Source organism: Agrobacterium albertimagni AOL15, assembly GCF_000300855.1.
In the GTDB taxonomy this organism is placed as follows: Bacteria; Pseudomonadota; Alphaproteobacteria; order Rhizobiales; family Rhizobiaceae; genus Allorhizobium; species Allorhizobium albertimagni.
On the sequence record NZ_ALJF01000011.1, the window covers coordinates 256,693 to 275,588 of the forward strand.

Below are 18,896 nucleotides of genomic sequence, written 5' to 3' on the forward strand. Positions count from 1 at the left end.
CGGCAGGACCAGTCTCTCACACCTGAACGAGATGCCCCTCGCTCACCTCCCGATACTGGCGCGCCGGTGGCTGGTAGCCCACAGGACGGATCGGGCTCTTGATCTCGTCGGTGGACAGATTGCGCTTGAGCTTGCGTCGCGCCGGGTCCGGCACAGGCACCGCCGCCATCAGCTTCTTGGTATAGGGATGCTGCGGATTGTCGAAGACGGCCTGACGCGGACCGATCTCGACGATCTCGCCGAGATACATCACGGCTACCCGGTGGCTGACGCGCTCGACCACAGCCATATCATGGCTGATGAAGAGATAGGCGAGATTGAAGCTCTGTTGCAGATCGAGCAGCAGATTGCACACCTGCGCCTTGATCGACACGTCGAGCGCCGAAACCGCTTCGTCCGCAACAATGATCTTCGGATCGAGCATCAGCGACCGGGCGATCGCGATGCGCTGGCGCTGACCGCCGGAGAATTCATGCGGATAGCGTGGCATCATGTCGGCCGAGAGCCCGACCCGCTCCAGGAGATCGGCCGCCTTGTCGCGCGCTTCCGCTTTCGAACCGAGATTGTGTTCGACGAAGGGCTCCATGACCGCCTGACCGATGCTCATACGCGGATCGAGGCTGGCGAAGGGATCTTGGAAGACCATCTGGATGCTGCGACGCATGCGCCGGAGCGAAGCCTCGTCGAGGCTGCCAACGTTATAACCGTCGACCGTGATCTGGCCTGACGTCGGGGTCACCAGCCGGGTGATCGAACGGCCCGTCGTGGACTTGCCGCAACCGGATTCGCCGACCAGGGACAAGGTTTCGCCCGGCTTGAGGGTGAAGGAGACGTTTTCTACCGCATGCACCGCCCCGCTCCGTCGACCGAGCAGGCCGGACCTGATGTCAAAGCGCGTGGTGAGGTTTTTTACCTCCAGCAGCGGTTGGCTCCCCTTCTCGGGGATCCCGGCTTCCGCTTCCGGTACCAGCGTGTCCCCGGTCTTGATGTCGATGACGGGAAAACGCATCGGCCGTTCGCGACCGCCCATGGATCCGAGCTTCGGAACGGCAGAGAGCAGTGCGCGTGTATAGGGATGCTGGCCACGATTGAAGATGTCGTCCGTCGTCCCCGTTTCCACGGCCTCGCCGCGGAACATGACGATGGTGCGGTCCGACACTTCGGCCACGACCCCCATGTCATGAGTGATGAAGAGGACCGCCATACCCTCCTCGTCCTGCAACGTCTTGATCAGGTCGAGGATCTGGCCCTGGATGGTCACGTCGAGCGCGGTGGTCGGCTCGTCGGCGATCAGCAGCTTCGGCCGGGATGCGAGCGCCATCGCGATCATCACGCGCTGGCGCATGCCGCCGGAAAATTGGTGCGGATATTCATCGAAGCGGTTCTTGGCATTCGGGATGCGGACGCGGTCGAGCAGCCGCAAGACCTCGGCCTTCGCCTCGGAATTGGAGATATCGCGATGGCAGGTGATGGCCTCGGCTATCTGCTTGCCGATCGGAAAGATCGGATTGAGCGAGGTCATCGGCTCCTGAAAGATCATCGAGATCTGGTTGCCGCGCACCTGGCGCATCTGCTCGGCATCGAGCGTCAGAAGCTCGCGCCCCTCGAGCTTGACGCTTCCTTCGATACGGCTCGTCAGCTGCGGCAGAAGCCGCATGATCGACAGCGAGGTCACGCTCTTGCCCGACCCCGATTCGCCAACGATCGCCACGGTCTCCCCTGGCGCGACATCAAGATCCATGTTGCGCACCACAGACCGCCACTCGGTGCCAACCCTGAACGAGGTCGTCAGACCCCGCACCGACAGCACCGGCATCCTGCTTGCTTCTGTTGCCTGTTCCACCACAGCCATATCCCGTTCCCCTATATTTATGTGTGTCGAGATGTGGTCGTGTAGTCAGGCGGCGAGTGCCGTTTCGGCAAGCGTCACCCAGTAGCTGATACCGAAGGGAATGACCTCGTCGTTGAAGTCATAGGCGGAGTTGTGCAGGTTGGCCGTGTTGCCGTTGCCGATGAAGACGAAGGAGCCGGGCCGCGATTCGAGCATGTAGGAGAAATCCTCCGCACCCATGGCCGGCGGGAAGGCGTCGCTGACGGCATGGTCCCCGGCCACCTTACGCATGATGTCCAGCGCGAATTCCGTCTCCGGTTCATGGTTGATGGTGACGGGATAGCCGCGGTGATAGCGCAGCGTCGCCTTGGCACCCATGGCCATGGCGACTCCGGTGGCGATTTCACCGATGCGGGCCTCGGCCATGTCGCGCATTTCCGGCATCAGCGTACGCACGGTGCCGGACAAGGTGACGGCATCGGGAATGACGTTATAGGCATCGCCGCCATGGATCTTGGTCACGGTAACCACGACGGAACCGAGCGGATCCGTCTCGCGGGCGGCAATCGACTGCAGCGCCACGACCACCTGTGCTGCGGCAAGCACCGGATCGACGCTCTTGTGCGGCTGCGCGGCGTGGCCACTGCGGCCTTCCACCACGATGTCGAACTGATCGGCAGCAGCCATGACCGCGCCCTTCTTCGTGGCAAATGTGCCAACCGCCATGCCCGGATGGTTGTGCATGCCGTAGACCTGGCGGATGCCGAATTTCTCCATCATGCCGTCGGCGACCATCTCGCGGGCACCACCGCCACCCTCTTCCGCCGGCTGGAAGATCACGGCGATCGAGCCGCGAAAATTGCGGGTCTCGGCGAGATACTTGGCCGCACCCAGCAGCATGGCCGTGTGGCCGTCATGACCGCAGGCATGCATCTTGCCGGGCGTCTTGGAGGCCCAGGGCTTGCCGGACATTTCGTGGATCGGCAGGGCATCCATGTCGGCGCGGAAGCCAACGACCGGCCCCTCGCCACGATTGCCCTTGATGATCGCGACCACGCCGGTCCGGCCGATCCCCGTCTCGATCACGTCGCAGCCGAATTCCCGGAGTTTTTCGGCCACGAAGGCCGCTGTGCCATGCACGTCGAACAGCAGTTCGGGATTTTGGTGCAGATGGCGGCGCCACTCAGCAACCTCTGGCTGGAGTTCGCTGGCGCGGTTGAGCACTGGCATGAAGTAACCTCTTTTTGTCGTTGTTCCCCGCAGGATTTCGCGCATACTGTGCCGCGATGCGCAGCTTTGGCAAGCCGCAAAATTCCGTCTTGCATGGAAAATAGGCTTGTGATTACATGGCCTAAATTTTAGCCAACCCGACAGAAACCAGTCTGTTCGGGAACGCATCGCGCGACTCTGCGGAGCGCCTCAAATTGAAAAACTTTCCTGCAATACCAAGAAGATAGGTGGTTGACATTTGGCGAATGCGCTGGCCACATCGCTGGCCGGCAGATCGGTCTTCCATCATGCCTGCAAACAAAAATAATGGGGAATGAGCACATGAACACTCGCAAATTGATGCTGGCGGCGTCGGCTGCCGCTTTCGCGCTGACGGCAGCGCCGGCAATGGCCGAACGCGGCACCGACGGCGACCTGAAGATCATTTTCTGGCAGGCGGTCTCGACGATGAACCCGTATCTGTCGGGGGGCACCAAGGAAGTTTACGCAGCCTCGATGGTCATCGAGCCGCTCGCCCGCTATGACGAGACCGGTGCACTGGTGCCGATGCTCGCCACCGAAATCCCGACTGTTGAAAATGGCGGCGTGGCCGAAGACCTCAAGAGCATCACCTGGAAGCTGAAGCCCGATCTGAAATGGTCCGACGGCTCGGCAGTGACAGCCGAAGACGCAATCTTCACCTGGAAATATTGCACGGCGCCGGACGGCGGTTGCGCCCAGGGCGCCTATTTCGAAGGCGTGACCAATGTGGAAGCTGTTGATGCCTCCACCATCAAGGTCTCGTTCTCCGAAGCCAAGCCCTATCCTTACAGCGCCTTTGTCGGCGCTCAGTCGCCGATCATCCAGGCGGCCCAGTTCAAGGATTGCCTCGGCGCCAAGGCACCGGAATGCACCTCGGCCAACTTCGGCCCGATCGGCACCGGCCCCTTCGTCGTCAAGGAGTTCAAGCCGAACGACGTCGTGACCTTCGAAGCCAACAGCAATTACCGCGATGCCGCCAAGCCTGCCTTCGCCTCGGTCACCCTGAAGGGTGGCGGTGACGCAGCATCCGCAGCGCGCTCGGTTCTCGAGACCGGCGAATTCGACTACGCCTGGAACATGCAGGTCGAGCCCGAGATCCTCGAGCAGATGATGGCCGCCGGCAAGGGCAAGATCGAAGTCGCCTTCGGCACCCAGGTCGAACGTATCGACATCAACCCTTATGGCGTCGACCCATCGCTCGGCGACAAGCGCTCGACCAAGGAGGCTGGCCCGCATCCGGCGCTGTCCGACCCGGCCGTTCGCCGCGCGCTCTCGATCGCCATCGACCGCGAGATCATCGATGAAGCCGGCTACGGCCCGAACGGTCAGCCGACCTGCAACATCCTGCCCGCTCCGGACATTTATGTCTCGACCGCCGTCGACTGGTGCCTGACGCAGGACATCGAAGGCGCCAACAAGCTGCTCGAAGATGCCGGCTGGAAGATGGGCTCGGACGGCATCCGCGAGAAGGACGGCGTCAAGCTCTCCTTCCTCTACCAGACCTCGACCAACTCCGTCCGCCAGGGCACCCAGGCGCTGGTCAAGGACATGTGGAGCCAGATCGGCGTGTCCGTCGAACTGCGCAACATCTCGGCCTCCGTATTCTTCGGCGGCGACCCGGCCTCTCCGGACACTTTCCAGAAGTTCATGGCCGACATCCAGATGTACACCAACAACTTCGACGGCACCGACCCCGAGAAGTACATGGCCGGCTGGATGTGCGACAAGATCCCGAGCCCGGCCACCGGCTGGCAGGGTGAAAACATCGTCCGCTACTGCAACCCGGAATATGATGCGCTCGTGAAGGAGCTCGGCCAGACCGGCGAGCTTGAAAAGCGTGCCGAGATTGCAAAGAAGCTGAACGACATGCTCTCTAACGATGTCGCCCAGATCCCGCTGATCCACCGCGGTCAGCCCTCGGCTGTCAACAACACGCTTCTCGGCGTGAAGATGAACGCCTGGGATTCGGAACTCTGGAACGTCGCCGACTGGTCGCGCGCGAAGTAATGCCATAGGTGACGGGTCTGCCCTGTCGGCAGGCCCGTCACCCGCATTTTTGCCGACAGTCTGGAGACCAGCCGATGTTCACCTTCACCGTGCGGCGACTGCTGTTTGCAGTCCCGACGCTACTGGCCATCAGTTTCATTATCTTTGCCCTGCTCGACCTCGCTCCGAGCGATCCGCTGAGCGACCTGCCGCTGACCATCCCGCCCGAAGTGCGCGAGCAGATCCGGCTCGCCATGGGCCTCGATCAGCCCTTCATCATCCGCTATTTCAAATGGCTGCAGCAGTTCTTCATCAATGAACCGCTGAACATCTTCGAACAGATCACCGGGCTGACCGTCGGCTCCGGCGAGCGTATGCGCGTGCTCTCCTGGGCGACCCGCAGCCCCGTGGTCGACCTGATCGTCCAGCGTCTGCCACAGACCCTCTGGGTCGTCGGCCTCTCCTACCTCTTCGGTGTTCTGATCGCGATCCCGATCGGCGTCATCTCCGCCTATCGCCAGTATTCCTGGTTCGACCAGATCGGCACCTTCGTCTCGATGGTCGGCTATTCCGTGCCGACCTTCTTCACCGGCGTCCTGCTGATCGTCGTCTTCTCCTCCTGGCTGCAGTGGTTCCCGTCGATCTATGACACCACACTGGTGGTCAACAGCTGGCACAGTTTCATCCTCCAGGTGAAACAGATGTTCCTGCCCGTTCTCGTGCTGACGCTCTTCAACGTCTCGCAGATCAGCCGCTTCGTGCGCGCCTCCATGCTCGACAACCTGAACATGGATTATGTCCGCACGGCCCGCGCCAAAGGCGTCAAGGAAAAGATCGTGCTGCTCGTGCATGTCCTGCGCAACAGCCTGATCCCGGTCGTTACCGTGATCGCGCTCGGCGTTCCCACGATCTTCTCAGGCGCCATCATCACCGAGCAGGTCTTCCGCGTGAATGGTCTGGGGCAGCTGCTGATCACCGCGATCCAGGGCGCCGACATCCCGCTGGTGCAGACGCTGACCTTCATCTTCGCGATCCTGATCGTTCTCTTCAACCTGATTGCCGACGTTCTCTACGGCATACTCGATCCGAGGATCCGCTATGAGTGATGCCGCAATCGCGACGACCGGTGCGCCGGTTCCCCAGACAAGGCCTCAGAGCGGCAGCTTCTGGCCCATGCTCTGGCGTCAGTTCCGCGCCCACAAGGGCGGCGTTGCCGGCCTTGTTGTCTTCGTCTTCATCGTGGCCGCCGTCTTCATCGGCCCATACATCCACACGATCGATCCGGCGAAACTCGACATCCGCGCCAAGAACCAGGGGCCGTCCTGGGAGCATCCCTTCGGCACCGACAACCTTGGCCGCGACATGCTGGCCCAGGTTCTCGCCGGTGGTCAGATCTCGCTTGCCGTCGGCATGGCAGCCATGCTGCTGGCCCTGGTCGTCGGCACGCTTGTCGGGGTCTTGTCAGGCTACTCTCGCAAGCTCGACGGCCCGCTGATGCGCTTGACCGACCTCTTCCTGGCGCTGCCGCTCCTGCCGCTGCTGCTCGTGATCATCATGTTGTTCCGCGACACGTTGCGCACCGCCTTCGGCCCGGAAACCGGCATCTTCATCCTGATCGTCTTCGTCATCGGCATCACCAGCTGGATGCACACGGCCCGCATCGTCCGCGGCGACGTGCTTGCGATCAAGAGCCAGGAATTCATCCTGGCGGCGAAATCGAGCGGCATGCGCGAGCACAGGATCATCATCAAGCACATCCTGCCGAACGTCATGTCCTCGATCATGGTCTCGGCAACGCTTGGCATCGCCACCGCCATCATCACCGAATCCGCGCTGTCTTTCCTGGGGCTCGGCTTCCCGCCCGACTTCCCGACCTGGGGCCGCCTGCTCTTCGACGGCGCCAACTTCCTGCAGATCAACCCGTCACGCGTCTTGTGGCCGGGCCTTGCGATCTCGCTGACGGTGCTGAGCGTCAATTACATCGGCGACGCAATCCGTGATGCGCTCGACCCGAAGGCGCTGAAGCATTGAGGGTTTCGGCGTCGTTTTTCCAATGAAAAATCACTTGGAGCACTGATGGCGATGGTGGAGGAACATGAAGTATTCCAACCAGAGACGATTGGAAAATGGAGCTTTTTCCTGCGGTACTTCGTGAGCCATCCCCTAGCTACAAAAGAGGTGAAACTGGATTTTGCGCTTGATGGTCGACTTGTTAGGATAAAGGCGTTCCGAAACAAAACGCTCGAAAACGAGACGGACTTGGTGGCGGAAGTCCATGGCTTCGACGACGAGGAAACAGCGCGTGAGTATGCTAAAACCCTCAAAATCGCACTTTCGGTCGCGGCCCTAGAGCGGTCGATGGGGGCAAATTTTGGAGAAAACAACAGTACCAGCAATATAGGCCAGGAATTGAAGGATACATTAGAACAACAAGGCGGAACGTATGTCCCAAACACTCACGGCATTTATGTATTCCTGCGCACGGGATCCGAATTTCGCTTAAAATTCAACGTGGAGATTGCTGTTTCAGAACCAACCCATTTGTATGTTGAAAACTTAGAGCATAGCTGGGAAAAAAGTCGCGGAGTTGACGATGTTATGGCCTCCGCTCTTGAGATTTTAGCGCTCGCAGGCATGTCGCGCGAGCCCCTAGCTAGAGCTGCGCTGGCGATCTCCGTAGTTGAAATGCTAGCAAAATCGAAGCCATGGTCTGATGAGCAGATTTCGTTGATTGATGAGTTAGTGGATCGCGCATCTAACTCCAGCGGTCTCGCCAGTGAAGATGCGACGGAAGTCGCAAATTCAATAAAAAATCTTTATAAAAGCATCAGACAAAGTATAAAACGATACATATTGAATGATATTGGCTTACCCACGGATGATTGGAAGAATTTTGACAAACTTTACAGCCTTAGAAGTGCGGTTTTTCACGGCGGCGCGCTGCCAAGGAAACAGATCTTAATCCAGCTCGGAGATGATGCCTACTCTGTGTGCCGTACCATTGTCTTAGCAGCAGCTATATCCAAGGCAACAAAATCAAATGAACATTAGGGCATGCAGCAAAACAGCACCTTGCGGCATTGTATAGAATGAAATGAAGTAAATTCTTGGCGGGTCCCTCACCGCCCCAGCATCCACCGAGCAGCAAACCAGCTGGCACAGGCCCAGACCGTTCCCGCCGCCCAGCCGCCGAGTACGTCGGTCGGGTAATGCACGCCGAGATAGATGCGGCTGAGGCCGATGATCAGGGTGAGAGCGACGGCAACGGCGGGGAAAAAATAGCGCAGCGAAGGCTGCTCTTCGATGCGCGACAGCATGGCGCCGAGCGTCAGGTAGGTAATCGCCGACAGCATGGCGTGGCCGCTCGGAAAGCTCATGTCCGACACCTCGACCAGATGCTGCACGACTTCAGGCCTGGGTCTTGCAATGCCGATCTTCATCGCGCTGCTCAAGGCCCAGCCGCCGAAGATCGAAACGGTGACGAATGCGGCCGTGCGGAATTTGCGACGCAGCGCCAGATAGACGATGACGAGGGTAACAAGCAGCGTGAGCACGGTCACCCCCCCGAGCGCCGTAATGTCGACCATCATCTTGGTGAGCCAGGCGGGACCGACCGGCATGCCGAGATCGGAGGTGTCGCGCAGCATCAGAAGCACGCTCTCGTCGAAGGCCCGCGTTTCGCCCTCCAGCACTTCCCCTGTCAGCTCGAAAAGAAGATAGGCGACGAGAGCCGCGACCAGTGCCGTCAGCCAGACACGGGCTTCGGCGACAGAGACGATGCGGGTGAGATGGCGCTTGAGCTGCTGCATGGGCAAGATCCTGATCGGTGGCGTTGAAGGTACATCGCGTTGCAAGGCGCGTGCGTCAACTGCCGCGCGAGAGGCAAATGTGGGCGGGTCCGGGTTGTTCCATGAGTGCGCCATCACCGTGAGCCGAGCGCCCGGCTCTGCCCCTCACCCTCCCTCTCCCCGCAGGCGGGGAGAGGGAGGCACGCGCGATGTCCGTTTCGCCCTTCTCCCCGCTTGCGGGGAGAAGGTGCCGCCCTTCGACAGGCTCAGGAGGCGGATGAGGGTCAAGGGTGGAGCGGGCAGCGGTGAAGGGGGTGAAGCCATATGACGCCCAAACAGCTTGATCTTATCCCCCGCCCCCGCCACTCTCCGCCCGCACATCCGGAGACATGCCCCATGCCCCAAGGCCCGCTCAACCTCCTGACCGACATCGACGGCCTTTCCGTTGGCCATGCCACGGACCTCACCCTCGGCTCCGGCGTCACCGTCATCGTCTTCGACGAACCGGCGACCGCGTCCGGCACAGTGCTTGGCGGTGCGCCGGGCGGACGCGATGTGACGCTGCTCGATCCCTCCATGACAGTGCAACAGGTTGACGCCTTCGTGCTGTCGGGCGGCTCGGCCTTCGGGCTGGATGCGGCGGGTGGCGTGCAGTCGGGCCTGCGCGCTGCGGGCCGCGGCTTCGCCGTTGGCTCCGTGAGGGTGCCAATCGTGCCGCAGGCGATCCTGATGGATCTGCTGAATGGTGGAGCCAAGGACTGGGGCCTGCATGCTCCTTATCGCGATCTCGGCTATCAGGCTTTTGAGAACGCCGCGAAAGGCGCCTTCCCGCTCGGCACTGTTGGCGCAGGAACGGGCGCGACGACGGCCAATTTCAAGGGTGGCCTCGGCTCGGCCAGCGCCGTCTCGTCCTCAGGCCACACCATCGCGGCCCTCGTTGCCGTCAACGCCATGGGCTCGGTGGTCATCGGCGACGGCCCGCATTTCTGGGCTGCGCCCTTCGAGGAGGGGACAGAATTCGGCGGGCTTGGCCAGCCAGCCCATGTCAGCGCCGAGGAGCGCGCCCTACGCATCAAGGGACTGAGGCTGACGGCAACCACCATCGGCGCCGTCGTGACCGATTGCGCCCTCTCAAAGCCAGAACTTCATCGCCTCTCGCTCTCGGCCCATGACGGCCTCGCCCGCGCCGTCCTCCCGGCGCATCTGCCGCTCGACGGCGACACGATGTTTTCGGCCTCGACGGACAGGCGTCAGAGCAATGGCGCAGCCGATCTTATGGAACTCTGCCATCTGGCAACGCTGGTGACCGCCCGGGCGATTGCGCGCGGGGTGTTCGAGGCGGTGGCACTGCCATATCCGGATGCGCAGCCGGCCTGGCGGGACAGGTGGGGGTGACCTCTTCTCCCCCTTGGTGGGGGAGAAAGCGATTTCGATGAATTAGGCGAGCGCAAGCCGCCTAAACATCAGAAATCGCAAGTGAGGGGGTCCGTTCGTCGTGCTACCATCACCGATCCCCTCACCGGGAAAATCTGAAGTTTAGGCGGCTTACGCTCGCCTAAGCCTTCGATTTTCCATCCTCTCCCACAAGGGGAGAGGTGTCGCCCCACCCACATTGCGCCCTTGACCCAAGTCAAGGACAGGCCTTCCCTAGCCCTAGAGATTGCCCGCCAAGGTTGGTCATGCTGGTAAAGCAGGCCTGCCGTAGGATGGACGGATCGGGGGAGGACGGTTCGAGAATGGAAGACGAAAGCGACATGGAAAGACCAATCCTCACCAACCGCACCTTCGACGAGCTGAAACTCGGCGATGCGGCAAGCCTGACGCGGATCATAGGCCCCGATGACATCGAGCTTTTCGCCGCTCTCTCTGGCGATAGAAATCCAGTGCCGCTTGGCCAGTCGCTGATCCCGGCCGGCATGATCTCGGCCGTGTTGGACACGCGCCTTCCCGGTCCCGGCACCGTCTATCTCGGTCAGGATCTGGAATTCTGGAAGGAAATCGCGACCGGCGACCGGATCACTGCAACCGTCACCCTAATGAAGAAGGAAAGCGACGGCCGGACACTCATCTTCGACACCCGTTGCATCAATCAGAATGGTGAGCCGGTGCTTGCCGGCAAGGCCCGCGTGCGGGCACCGATTGAGCGCATCAGCTGGTCGGAGAACCTGCCGCCGGACGTTTCGCTGCAGCGCCACGACCGCTTCGATGCCATTGTCGCCGAGGCCCGCGGCCTGCCGATGGTGAAGACGGCGCTGGTCCACCCCTGCTCGCCGGAAGCGATCGAGGCAGCGGTCGATATCCGCGACGAGGGCTTGCTGGAGCCGATCTTGATTGGCCCGGAGGCAAAGATCCGCGCGGCCGCCGAAAAGGCCGGCATCTCGATCGACGGGCTGGAAATGCTCAACACCGAACACAGCCATGCGGCGGCAGCCCTCGCGGTCGAACTCGCCGTCGCCGGCAAGGTCGGCTCGGTGATGAAGGGCAGCCTGCATTCAGACGAATTGCTTGGCGCGGTCGTCGGCAGCGGCTCAGGACTCAAGACCGAGCGCCGCATCAGCCATGTCTATGTCATGGATGTGCCCGCCTATTCCAAGCTGCTGATCGTCACGGACGCGGCGATCAACATAGCGCCGACGCTCGAGCACAAGCGCGACATCTGCCAGAACGCCGTGGATCTCATGCATATGCTGGGCGTGGCCGAGCCCAAGGTCGCGGTGCTCGCCGCCGTCGAGACGGTCAATGACAAGATGCCGGCAACGCTTGAAGCGGCAGCCCTCACCGTCATGGCCGCCCGCGGCCAGATCCGGGGTGCGAAGGTTGATGGGCCGCTTGCCTTCGACAATGCCATCAGCATGGAAGCCGCCCGCACCAAGGGCATCGTCTCGCCTGTTGCGGGGGATGCCGACATCCTGCTGGTGCCGGATCTCGAAGCCGGCAATATGCTCGCCAAGCAGCTCCTCTATTTCGCCAATGCCGATGCAGCCGGTCTGGTGCTTGGCGCGCGCGTGCCGATCATCCTGACCAGTCGCTCTGATAGCCTCAGGGTCCGCATCGCGTCGGCAGCTCTGGCAAAACTCGTCGCTGCCAAGCGTACGCCAGCGCTCGGTGGCAAGGCATGAACCAGAAACTGCTGCTCACCTTCAATGCCGGCTCTTCGACGGTAAAGATCGGCATTTTCGCCTGCGAACAAGCAGGAGCCAGGCGCATCGGCAAGGGCGTGATCGACTTCCGCGCCGAGCCACTGACCTTCCATCTGGTCGAAAGTCCCGCGGTCTTCGACGTGCCGCTCGTGGCAAAGACCGATGACCTGCTTCACGATGTGCTGGAAGAAGTCTTCGACTGGCTGTCCGCGCATTACGACCTCGACGCCGTCTCGGCCGTCGGCCACCGGGTTGTCCATGGCGGCGATCTCTTCAGCGATGCCGTGAGGCTCGACGACACGAGCCTCGCCGCAATCGAGAGCCTGGTGACGCTGGCACCTCTCCACCAGCCGCAGAACCTGCGCCTGATCCGCGCCATCGCTGAACTGAAGCCCGGCCTCCCCCAGACCGCCTCCTTCGACACCGCCTTTCACCGCACGCAATCCGATGTCGTGCGCCGGTTCGCCATCCCGCGTGAGTGGTTCGACAAGGGCGTCAAGCGCTACGGCTTTCACGGCCTGTCCTATGCCTTTATCGCAGGCGCCCTGAAGAGGCTCAAACCGGAAACCGTCGGCGGCCGTGCCGTCGTCGCCCATCTCGGCTCCGGCGTCAGCCTCTGCGCGCTGGAGAATGGCGTGAGCCGCGACACCTCTATGGGCTTTTCCACCATCGACGGCGTGCCCATGGCGACCCGCTCCGGCTCCATCGACCCCGGTGTGTTGTTCCACCTGATCGAGGCCCATGGACTGAGCGTCAAACAGGTCGAGGACATGATCTACAAGCAGTCTGGCCTGCTCGGTCTATCCGGCATCAGCGCCGACAGCCGGGTGCTGCTGGAGACTCCGATCAAGGAGGCCTGCGAGGCGCTCGATGTCTTCACACTCAGGATCGCCGGCGAAGTGGCGCGGCTCGCCGCCTCGCTCGGTGGTCTCGACACCTTGGTCTTCACCGCCGGCATCGGCGAGAACCAGCCAACGATCCGCCGTTCGGTGGTCGAGCGCCTGCGCTTCCTCGGCCTGCTTCTGGACAGCGAGGCGAACGACCGCAACGAGGCCGTGATCTCGCGCGAGGAAAGCCGCGTGAAGATCCTGATCATTGCGACCGACGAGGAACAGGTCATCGCCGACGACTGCCTGAAACTCATGGGCTGAGCTGTCATGAGCACCCCCTGACACCAAAGCGTCATGAAACGCGCCTAGAGACGCTTCGACGAGAAGCGGATGGAGGCCGAGACATGCTGCGACAGACGGATGCGACGGGTGAAGCCCATGAAGCGGCGCGCGGCGAGGTCCTGATCCTCTCCAATGCCCGCGTTGTGACCCCAAGCCATGTGCTGCATGGTTCGGTGGTCATCGAAAATGGCCTGATTGTCGAAATCCATGAGGGACCTTCACCCCATGCCGATGCACTCGACTTCGCCGGCGACTATCTCCTGCCCGGCCTTGTCGACATCCACACCGACCATTTCGAGAAGCATCTCTATCCGCGCGCCCACGTGCGCTGGGATTTCATGCGCGCTGCCCTTGCCCATGATGCCCAGATCATCGGCGGCGGCGTGACCACCGTCTTCGACAGCCTCTGCGTCGGCGCGACCACCGACAATCCGGAGCGCGCCGAAATCCTGAAGCCGATGATCGAGGCGCTGGAGCAGGCGCAAAGCGCCGGGATGTTCAGGGCCGAACACCTCGTGCACCTGCGCTGCGAACTGACAGACCTGGTCACCCCGCAACTGACGGCCGAGCATATCGACCGCGAGATAGTGCGCGTCATCTCGGTGATGGAACACCTGCCCGGAATTCGCCAGAGCCGTGACATCGAGGCCTATGTCCACCGAGCCTGCAAATCAACAGGCGAGAGCCCGGAGCTGGTGCGCGAGAAGATCAAGGTGCTCGTTGCCGAGAAAAGCCAGTTTGCCGCGACCACCCGTCCAGAGGTCGTCGCGCTCGCCCGGTCGCGCGCCATGCCGCTGATGAGCCATGACGACACCGATGTGGCGCATATCGAGGAGGGCATCGCAGAGGGCGTATCGATCTCCGAATTCCCCTGCTCGATGGAAGCGGCCGAAGCGGCACGGTCTGCCGGCATGATGATCGTAGCTGGCGCTCCGAACCTCGTGCGCGGTGGCTCGCAGTCGGGCAATATCGCCGTGCGTGATCTGCTCGCCCAAAGGCTGGTCGACATCCTCGCCTCGGATTATGTGCCGCGCTCGATGCTCGACGCCGCCTTCATGATCTCCGCCGATCCCGGCCTCGACTACGACCTGCCGAGCGCCGTTGCCATGGTGACGCGCAGCCCGGCGCTCGCGGGCAACCTCACCGATCGCGGCGCCATCGAAACCGGGCTGAAGGCAGATCTGATCCGCGTCGACCTGCAGGACGGGCAACCCTTCGTCAAGTCGGCCTGGCGCTCCGGCAACCGGGTCGCCTGACCAGGGAAACGACCTGGCTCACTCGTGCCAGGCCGATGCCAGCACCCGAAGCCAGTTCTCTCGGCAGATCTTGTCGAGGTCTGAAGGACCGTAGCCGCGCTCCTTCAGCGCCGTCACGAGCCGCTGGTTGCCGGTGGCGTCGCCGATGACATTCGGGATCGTCGCGCCGTCGAAATCGGACCCCAGCGCCACGCAGTCGATCCCCATGCGGTCGACGAGATAGTCGATATGGCTGACCATGGTCGCAAGCGACGTCTCCGCATCGTCGCGACCATCTGGCCGGAGCATGGTGACGGCATAGTTGAGACCGACGAGCCCGTGGCTGGCCTTGATCGCATCCATCTGTCGGTCCGTCAGATTGCGGGCGACAGGCGTCAGGGCATGGACGTTGGAATGGCTGGCGATCAGTGGCTGGTCGCTCAGACGCTCGACATCCCAGAAGCCCTTCTCGGTGATATGGGCGAGATCGATCAGGATGCCAAGCCGGTTGCAGGCCTTGATCAGATCTTCCCCGGATTTCGTCAGCCCGGGCCCGGTATCGGGCGAACTCGGATAGGCAAAGGGCACGCCGTGCCCGAAGATGTTGTGGCGGCTCCAGACCGGCCCGAGCGAGCGCAGACCTGCGGCATAGAAGACCTCCAGCGTCTCGAGATCGGCATCGAGCGCCTCGCAGCCTTCCATATGCAGGACAGCGGCAAAGACGTTGTCCGCCATGGCCTGGCGGATCTCGGCCGTCGTCCGGCAAAGCCGCCAGCTGCCGTCCTGGTCGAGCCGATGGGCGATCGCTGCCATCTGCAGGGCGATGTCGAGCGACGGGATCCGCTCCAGCGGCGGATCGAGGGGTGTGGAATAGTGGCCGTTCACATCCGGTTCGCGCAGATTGAAGTCATGCGGCGAGGGAATGTAGATGGCGCAGAGACCGCCGGCGAGCCCGCCTTTCCGCGCGCGCGGCGCATCAATATGCCCGGCGCTCGTTCCGTTGCGGAATTCTGCGACCGGATTGCGGCCCTCGCTGCGGCTGCGCCAGAGGCGCAGAAGAACATCGTTGTGGCCGTCGAAAACTAGGTTCATGAAGAAGGATCCAGAAGTGGTGTCCAGGCAAAAGCCCGGACGGGGAATGGCGAAACACCGCGACTGTTTCGGAATCGTTGGACCAAATCATGTCTCGCTTCAAGCTGCGCGACGATTTATCCCGCGGTCACGGGAGCAAGTGGCGGCACACGTGCAAGCCAGTCGGTCGCCGCCTCGTAGGCTGAGGCAACCGACAGCACGGCCTGATCCGCCCTCGGTCGCCCGATCAGCTGGAAGCCGTTGGGCAGGCCTGTCGCCGAAAAGCCGGCCGGCAGTGCAGCGACCGGCAGGCCGGCCATGCTGGGACCAATCACGACTTCCATCCAGCGATGATAGGTGTCCATGTGCTTGCCCGCAATCTCGCGCGGCCACGGAATATCCGCATCGAAGGGGAAGACCTGCGCGGCCGGCGCCACGAGATAATCGCAAGTCTCGAAAACCTTCATCATCGCCTGATACCAGGCCGTGCGAACGGCCGAGGCCTCGTACACATCCGCCGCCTGGATCCGCAACCCGGAGCGGACCTCATAGAGGATCTCGGCCTTCAGCGCGCCACGTCGGCCGGGATCTTCATAGAAGTCCCGCATGCTGCCGGCGGTGAAATAGCTGCGGAGAGTCGTCCACGCCCACCAGAGCCTGTTCATGTCGAAATCGACCTTCACCGGTTCGACGGCGAAACCCAATCCTTCGAAGACGCCGAGCGCCTTCTCGTTCAATTCGAGCACGCCGGCTTCGAAGGAGAGATGTCCACCGAAGTTGCCGAGCCAGCCGATGCGACCGCCCTTGCTGGGGATCGTCGGATCGAGGGAAATCGACCCGCTTTCGAAGGAGGAGGGATCGCGCGGATCGAAACCGGATTGCACGTTGAGAAGCGTCTCAACGTCCTGGACCGAGCGCCCCATCGGCCCCAGCGTCGCGAGCTGATTGAGATAGGCGTCGCGACCGGGAAGCGTGGGCACGCGGCCGAAGCTCGGACGGAATCCGACGACATTGTTGAAGGCGGCCGGATTTCGCAGAGACCCCATCATGTCGCTGCCATCTGCGACCGGCACGAGACGGGCAGCAAGCGCTGCCCCTGCCCCGCCGCTTGAGCCGCCGGCAGAGCGGCTGAGGTCCCACGGATTGCGGGTCACGCCAAACACCGGATTGTAGCTATGCGAACCGAAGCCCCATTCGGGCGTGTTGGTCTTGCCGATGACGATGGCGCCAGCGGCCCTGATACGCTCGACCTGGATGTCGTCGAAATCCGGCACATAATCGTGGAAGAGCGGCGAACCATAGGTACAGAGAATGCCCTTCGCCTCGCTCAGGTCCTTGATCGCAATCGGTACGCCGTGCAGGACCCCGAGGGATCTGCCTTGCTTGCGCTCGGCATCCCTGGACCGGGCTTCGGCAATGAGTGCCTCACGCGAGCGAAGGCTGACAAGCGCATTGATCCGAGGGTTGAGTCGCTCAATGCGATCGAGATAGGCTTCCATGACGTCCTCAGCCGAGACGCCTCCCGCATTAAGCGTTTTCAGCAAGTCGGCAAGGGACAGGGAGGTCAGGTCGGACACGCGGGGCTCCGTTCGAATGGGCGCTCTGGTCGGGCAGGCAGAGACGATGGGCTTCCCGACAGGACACTGTCAAGCGCTGGGCCGAGCGCCTCACGCAGGCCAGCCATGCGCATCCGGAAAACTTTCCACCCACTCAAAATAAAAATGGTCAAACGACCAAATTAGAGGCAACATGCCACAAAAGAGGATGCTGCGGGTCTCGTCGAACCGCACTTCCGAAACACGGGAACATCGACGAAATCAGGCGAAATCCGGCTCAGATCCCGAAAACGGGGCAGTCCGGCGACCGCCACGGAGGGAGAGATCGGCATGCTTGAAAGCTGGCACGTGACTTGCGTGAGACCACCTGCGCCACTCCGCAATCGGCAGTCTTTGCCGCATCCGGGGTCGAACAAAGCACTTCGCGCATAACCCGAACGCCAGGGAGCACGGCTTGAGTTCCGCATCAGACAAGGCAGCCATCGAAATCCGCAGCGTCAGCCGCATCTACGGATCAGGACAGGACAAGGTCACAGCCCTCGACGGGATCTTTCTCAAGATCAGGGAAAACGAGTTCTTCACGCTGCTGGGTCCATCCGGTTGCGGCAAGACCACCCTTCTCCGCCTGATCGCCGGCTTCGACTTTCCAACCACGGGCGAAATCCTGCTGCACGGCGAGGACATAGCCCCGCTTCCGCCCTTTAAGCGACCGGTCAACACCGTCTTCCAGTCCTACGCCCTCTTCCCGCACATGAGCGTCGCCGACAATATCGGCTTCGGGCTCAAGATGCTCGGCAAGCCGAAGGCCGAGGTTGAGGCCCGCGTCGCCGAGATGCTCGATCTCGTCCACATGACCCAGATGCGCGACCGGCAGGTGAGCCAGATCTCCGGCGGCCAGCAACAGCGCGTGGCGCTCGCCCGGGCACTGGCCCCCAAGCCGAAGGTCCTATTGCTCGACGAGCCCCTGTCGGCGCTCGACTACAAGCTGCGCAAGGAGATGCAGATCGAGCTGAAGCGGGTCCAGGCCGAGACCGGCATCACCTTCATCTTCGTGACCCACGACCAGGAAGAAGCACTCACCATGTCGGACCGCATTGCGGTCATGTCGTCGGGCAGCCTGCGGCAGGTCGGCTCGCCTTGGGACATCTACGACCGTCCGGCGGAACGCTTCGTCGCCGACTTCATCGGTGAAACCAACTTCCTTGAGGTCGAGGTTGCCTCTGTCACGGGCGACCGGGCAAGTGTCCGGTTGCGCTCCGGCCGTGAGATCCCCGCGACCTTGCCGGACAACACAACGCCAACAGGCAAGGTGACCATCGTCATCCGCCCCGAACATGCCGCGATCGTGGATCCGACAGATGAGGCGACCTTGCAGGGATCCATCGAAAGCGTCGTCTATCTGGGAACGGACACCAATATCAATGTCCGCCTCGAAGGTGGCTCGCTCTTCACGGTTCGTCAGCAAAACAGCCGCAGCGGCAGTTGCGGCCTGGTCGAGGGCCAACATGTCGGCATCATGGTCAGCCATGATGTCGCGCAGATCCTGAGGGATTGATCATGAGCGCGATCAAGACGGCCCCTGAAAATGCCAAATCGCGCGACATCCGAAACCGCTGGTTCCTGAGCCTCCCGGCGCTTGTCATCATCTTCGTCGCAGCCCTCGGGCCCCTCCTCGTCATGGTACTCTATTCCTTCCTGGAGAAGGGCGACTATGGCGACGTGAAATTCGGCACCTTCTCGCTCGAAGGCTGGACCTCGGTCTTCATGCAGCGCGACATCTTTGACGACACGCTGGGAATAGCCGACGCGCATCTCGCGATCTTCTGGCGCTCCATCAAGCTCTCGCTCTACACGACGCTCTTCACC

At 62.0% G+C, this 18,896-nt stretch carries 14 protein-coding genes and 1 pseudogene; 10 read left to right on the forward strand and 5 right to left on the reverse strand.

The genetic code is table 11. From position 1 onward, the window contains the following. Nucleotides 1-16: 16 nt before the first annotated feature. Complete coding sequence (locus QWE_RS15145; protein ID WP_006727029.1) at nt 17-1,852, reverse strand: ABC transporter ATP-binding protein; 1,836 nt, start codon at nt 1,850-1,852, stop codon at nt 17-19. A 45-nt stretch (nt 1,853-1,897) separates the two neighbouring features. Beyond that, nucleotides 1,898-3,061 (reverse strand): M20 aminoacylase family protein, encoded by a 1,164-nt coding sequence (locus tag QWE_RS15150; protein WP_006727030.1) that lies wholly within the window; start codon nt 3,059-3,061, stop codon nt 1,898-1,900. Between the two features lie 321 nt (nt 3,062-3,382). On the opposite strand from QWE_RS15150, the gene QWE_RS15155 reads away from it, so the two are divergent. The 4 genes from QWE_RS15155 (at nt 3,383) to QWE_RS15170 (ending at nt 8,119) form a co-directional block, all read left to right on the forward strand. After that, nucleotides 3,383-5,089: a peptide ABC transporter substrate-binding protein gene (locus QWE_RS15155; protein WP_006727031.1), complete on the forward strand. Its 1,707-nt coding sequence runs from the start codon at nt 3,383-3,385 to the stop codon at nt 5,087-5,089. A 74-nt stretch (nt 5,090-5,163) separates the two neighbouring features. Further along, nucleotides 5,164-6,174: an ABC transporter permease gene (locus tag QWE_RS15160; RefSeq protein ID WP_006727032.1), complete on the forward strand. Its 1,011-nt coding sequence runs from the start codon at nt 5,164-5,166 to the stop codon at nt 6,172-6,174. Continuing rightward, a complete protein-coding gene (locus tag QWE_RS15165) occupies nt 6,167-7,099 on the forward strand; it encodes an ABC transporter permease (RefSeq protein WP_006727033.1) in 933 nt (310 codons plus the stop codon). The genes QWE_RS15160 and QWE_RS15165 overlap by 8 nt, the downstream gene beginning before the upstream one ends. A gap of 45 nt (nt 7,100-7,144) precedes the next feature. Continuing rightward, the gene (locus QWE_RS15170) at nt 7,145-8,119 is read left to right on the forward strand and encodes a hypothetical protein (RefSeq protein WP_006727034.1); all 975 of its coding nucleotides are present in this window, start codon (nt 7,145-7,147) and stop codon (nt 8,117-8,119) included. A gap of 68 nt (nt 8,120-8,187) precedes the next feature. Here the strand turns inward: QWE_RS15170 and QWE_RS15175 are convergent, their stop codons facing one another. Continuing rightward, a complete protein-coding gene (locus tag QWE_RS15175) occupies nt 8,188-8,877 on the reverse strand; it encodes a phosphatase PAP2 family protein (protein WP_006727035.1) in 690 nt (229 codons plus the stop codon). 375 nt (nt 8,878-9,252) lie between these two features. Between QWE_RS15175 and QWE_RS15180 the strand changes: the two genes are divergently transcribed. From QWE_RS15180 to QWE_RS15195, 4 genes are all read left to right on the forward strand, one after another. After that, nucleotides 9,253-10,251, forward strand: a complete 999-nt coding sequence (locus QWE_RS15180) for a P1 family peptidase (protein ID WP_006727036.1) — start codon at nt 9,253-9,255, stop codon at nt 10,249-10,251. A gap of 341 nt (nt 10,252-10,592) precedes the next feature. Continuing rightward, entirely contained in the window at nt 10,593-11,975 is a 1,383-nt protein-coding gene (locus tag QWE_RS15185) for a bifunctional enoyl-CoA hydratase/phosphate acetyltransferase (protein ID WP_006727037.1), read from the forward strand. Then, the gene (locus QWE_RS15190) at nt 11,972-13,147 is read left to right on the forward strand and encodes an acetate/propionate family kinase (protein ID WP_006727038.1); all 1,176 of its coding nucleotides are present in this window, start codon (nt 11,972-11,974) and stop codon (nt 13,145-13,147) included. The genes QWE_RS15185 and QWE_RS15190 overlap by 4 nt, the downstream gene beginning before the upstream one ends. Nucleotides 13,148-13,230: 83 nt before the next feature. Continuing rightward, complete coding sequence (locus QWE_RS15195) at nt 13,231-14,424, forward strand: alpha-D-ribose 1-methylphosphonate 5-triphosphate diphosphatase (RefSeq protein WP_006727039.1); 1,194 nt, start codon at nt 13,231-13,233, stop codon at nt 14,422-14,424. An 18-nt stretch (nt 14,425-14,442) separates the two neighbouring features. On the opposite strand, the gene QWE_RS15200 is transcribed toward QWE_RS15195, so the two are convergent. Together QWE_RS15200 and QWE_RS15205 are read right to left on the reverse strand one after the other, a co-directional pair. Further along, nucleotides 14,443-15,495, reverse strand: a complete 1,053-nt coding sequence (locus QWE_RS15200; protein ID WP_006727040.1) for a dipeptidase — start codon at nt 15,493-15,495, stop codon at nt 14,443-14,445. A gap of 116 nt (nt 15,496-15,611) precedes the next feature. Next, nucleotides 15,612-17,051 carry an amidase gene (locus QWE_RS15205; RefSeq protein ID WP_006727041.1) on the reverse strand — a complete coding sequence of 480 codons (1,440 nt, stop codon included), beginning with the start codon at nt 17,049-17,051 and terminating at the stop codon, nt 15,612-15,614. Between the two features lie 433 nt (nt 17,052-17,484). Here QWE_RS15205 and QWE_RS15210 point away from each other — a divergent pair, with 433 nt between their 5' ends. Both QWE_RS15210 and QWE_RS15215 read left to right on the forward strand, forming a co-directional pair. Continuing rightward, entirely contained in the window at nt 17,485-18,585 is a 1,101-nt protein-coding gene (locus QWE_RS15210; RefSeq protein WP_006727042.1) for an ABC transporter ATP-binding protein, read from the forward strand. Between the two features lie 2 nt (nt 18,586-18,587). After that, a pseudogene (locus QWE_RS15215) lies at nt 18,588-18,896 on the forward strand (ABC transporter permease); the annotation flags it as partial.

Bases quoted from the DNA above. Each gene is read 5' to 3' on its own strand.
- QWE_RS15190 (WP_006727038.1), top strand. From the start codon at position 11,972: ATGAACCAGAAACTGCTGCTCACCTTCAATGCCGGCTCTTCGACGGTA.
- QWE_RS15155 (WP_006727031.1), top strand. From the start codon at position 3,383: ATGAACACTCGCAAATTGATGCTGGCGGCGTCGGCTGCCGCTTTCGCG.
- QWE_RS15185 (WP_006727037.1), top strand. From the start codon at position 10,593: ATGGAAGACGAAAGCGACATGGAAAGACCAATCCTCACCAACCGCACC.
- QWE_RS15180 (WP_006727036.1), top strand. From the start codon at position 9,253: ATGCCCCAAGGCCCGCTCAACCTCCTGACCGACATCGACGGCCTTTCC.
- QWE_RS15160 (WP_006727032.1), top strand. From the start codon at position 5,164: ATGTTCACCTTCACCGTGCGGCGACTGCTGTTTGCAGTCCCGACGCTA.
- QWE_RS15145 (WP_006727029.1), bottom strand. From the start codon at position 1,852: ATGGCTGTGGTGGAACAGGCAACAGAAGCAAGCAGGATGCCGGTGCTG.
- QWE_RS15165 (WP_006727033.1), top strand. From the start codon at position 6,167: ATGAGTGATGCCGCAATCGCGACGACCGGTGCGCCGGTTCCCCAGACA.
- QWE_RS15195 (WP_006727039.1), top strand. From the start codon at position 13,231: ATGCTGCGACAGACGGATGCGACGGGTGAAGCCCATGAAGCGGCGCGC.
- QWE_RS15200 (WP_006727040.1), bottom strand. From the start codon at position 15,495: ATGAACCTAGTTTTCGACGGCCACAACGATGTTCTTCTGCGCCTCTGG.
- QWE_RS15170 (WP_006727034.1), top strand. From the start codon at position 7,145: ATGGCGATGGTGGAGGAACATGAAGTATTCCAACCAGAGACGATTGGA.
- QWE_RS15175 (WP_006727035.1), bottom strand. From the start codon at position 8,877: ATGCAGCAGCTCAAGCGCCATCTCACCCGCATCGTCTCTGTCGCCGAA.
- QWE_RS15150 (WP_006727030.1), bottom strand. From the start codon at position 3,061: ATGCCAGTGCTCAACCGCGCCAGCGAACTCCAGCCAGAGGTTGCTGAG.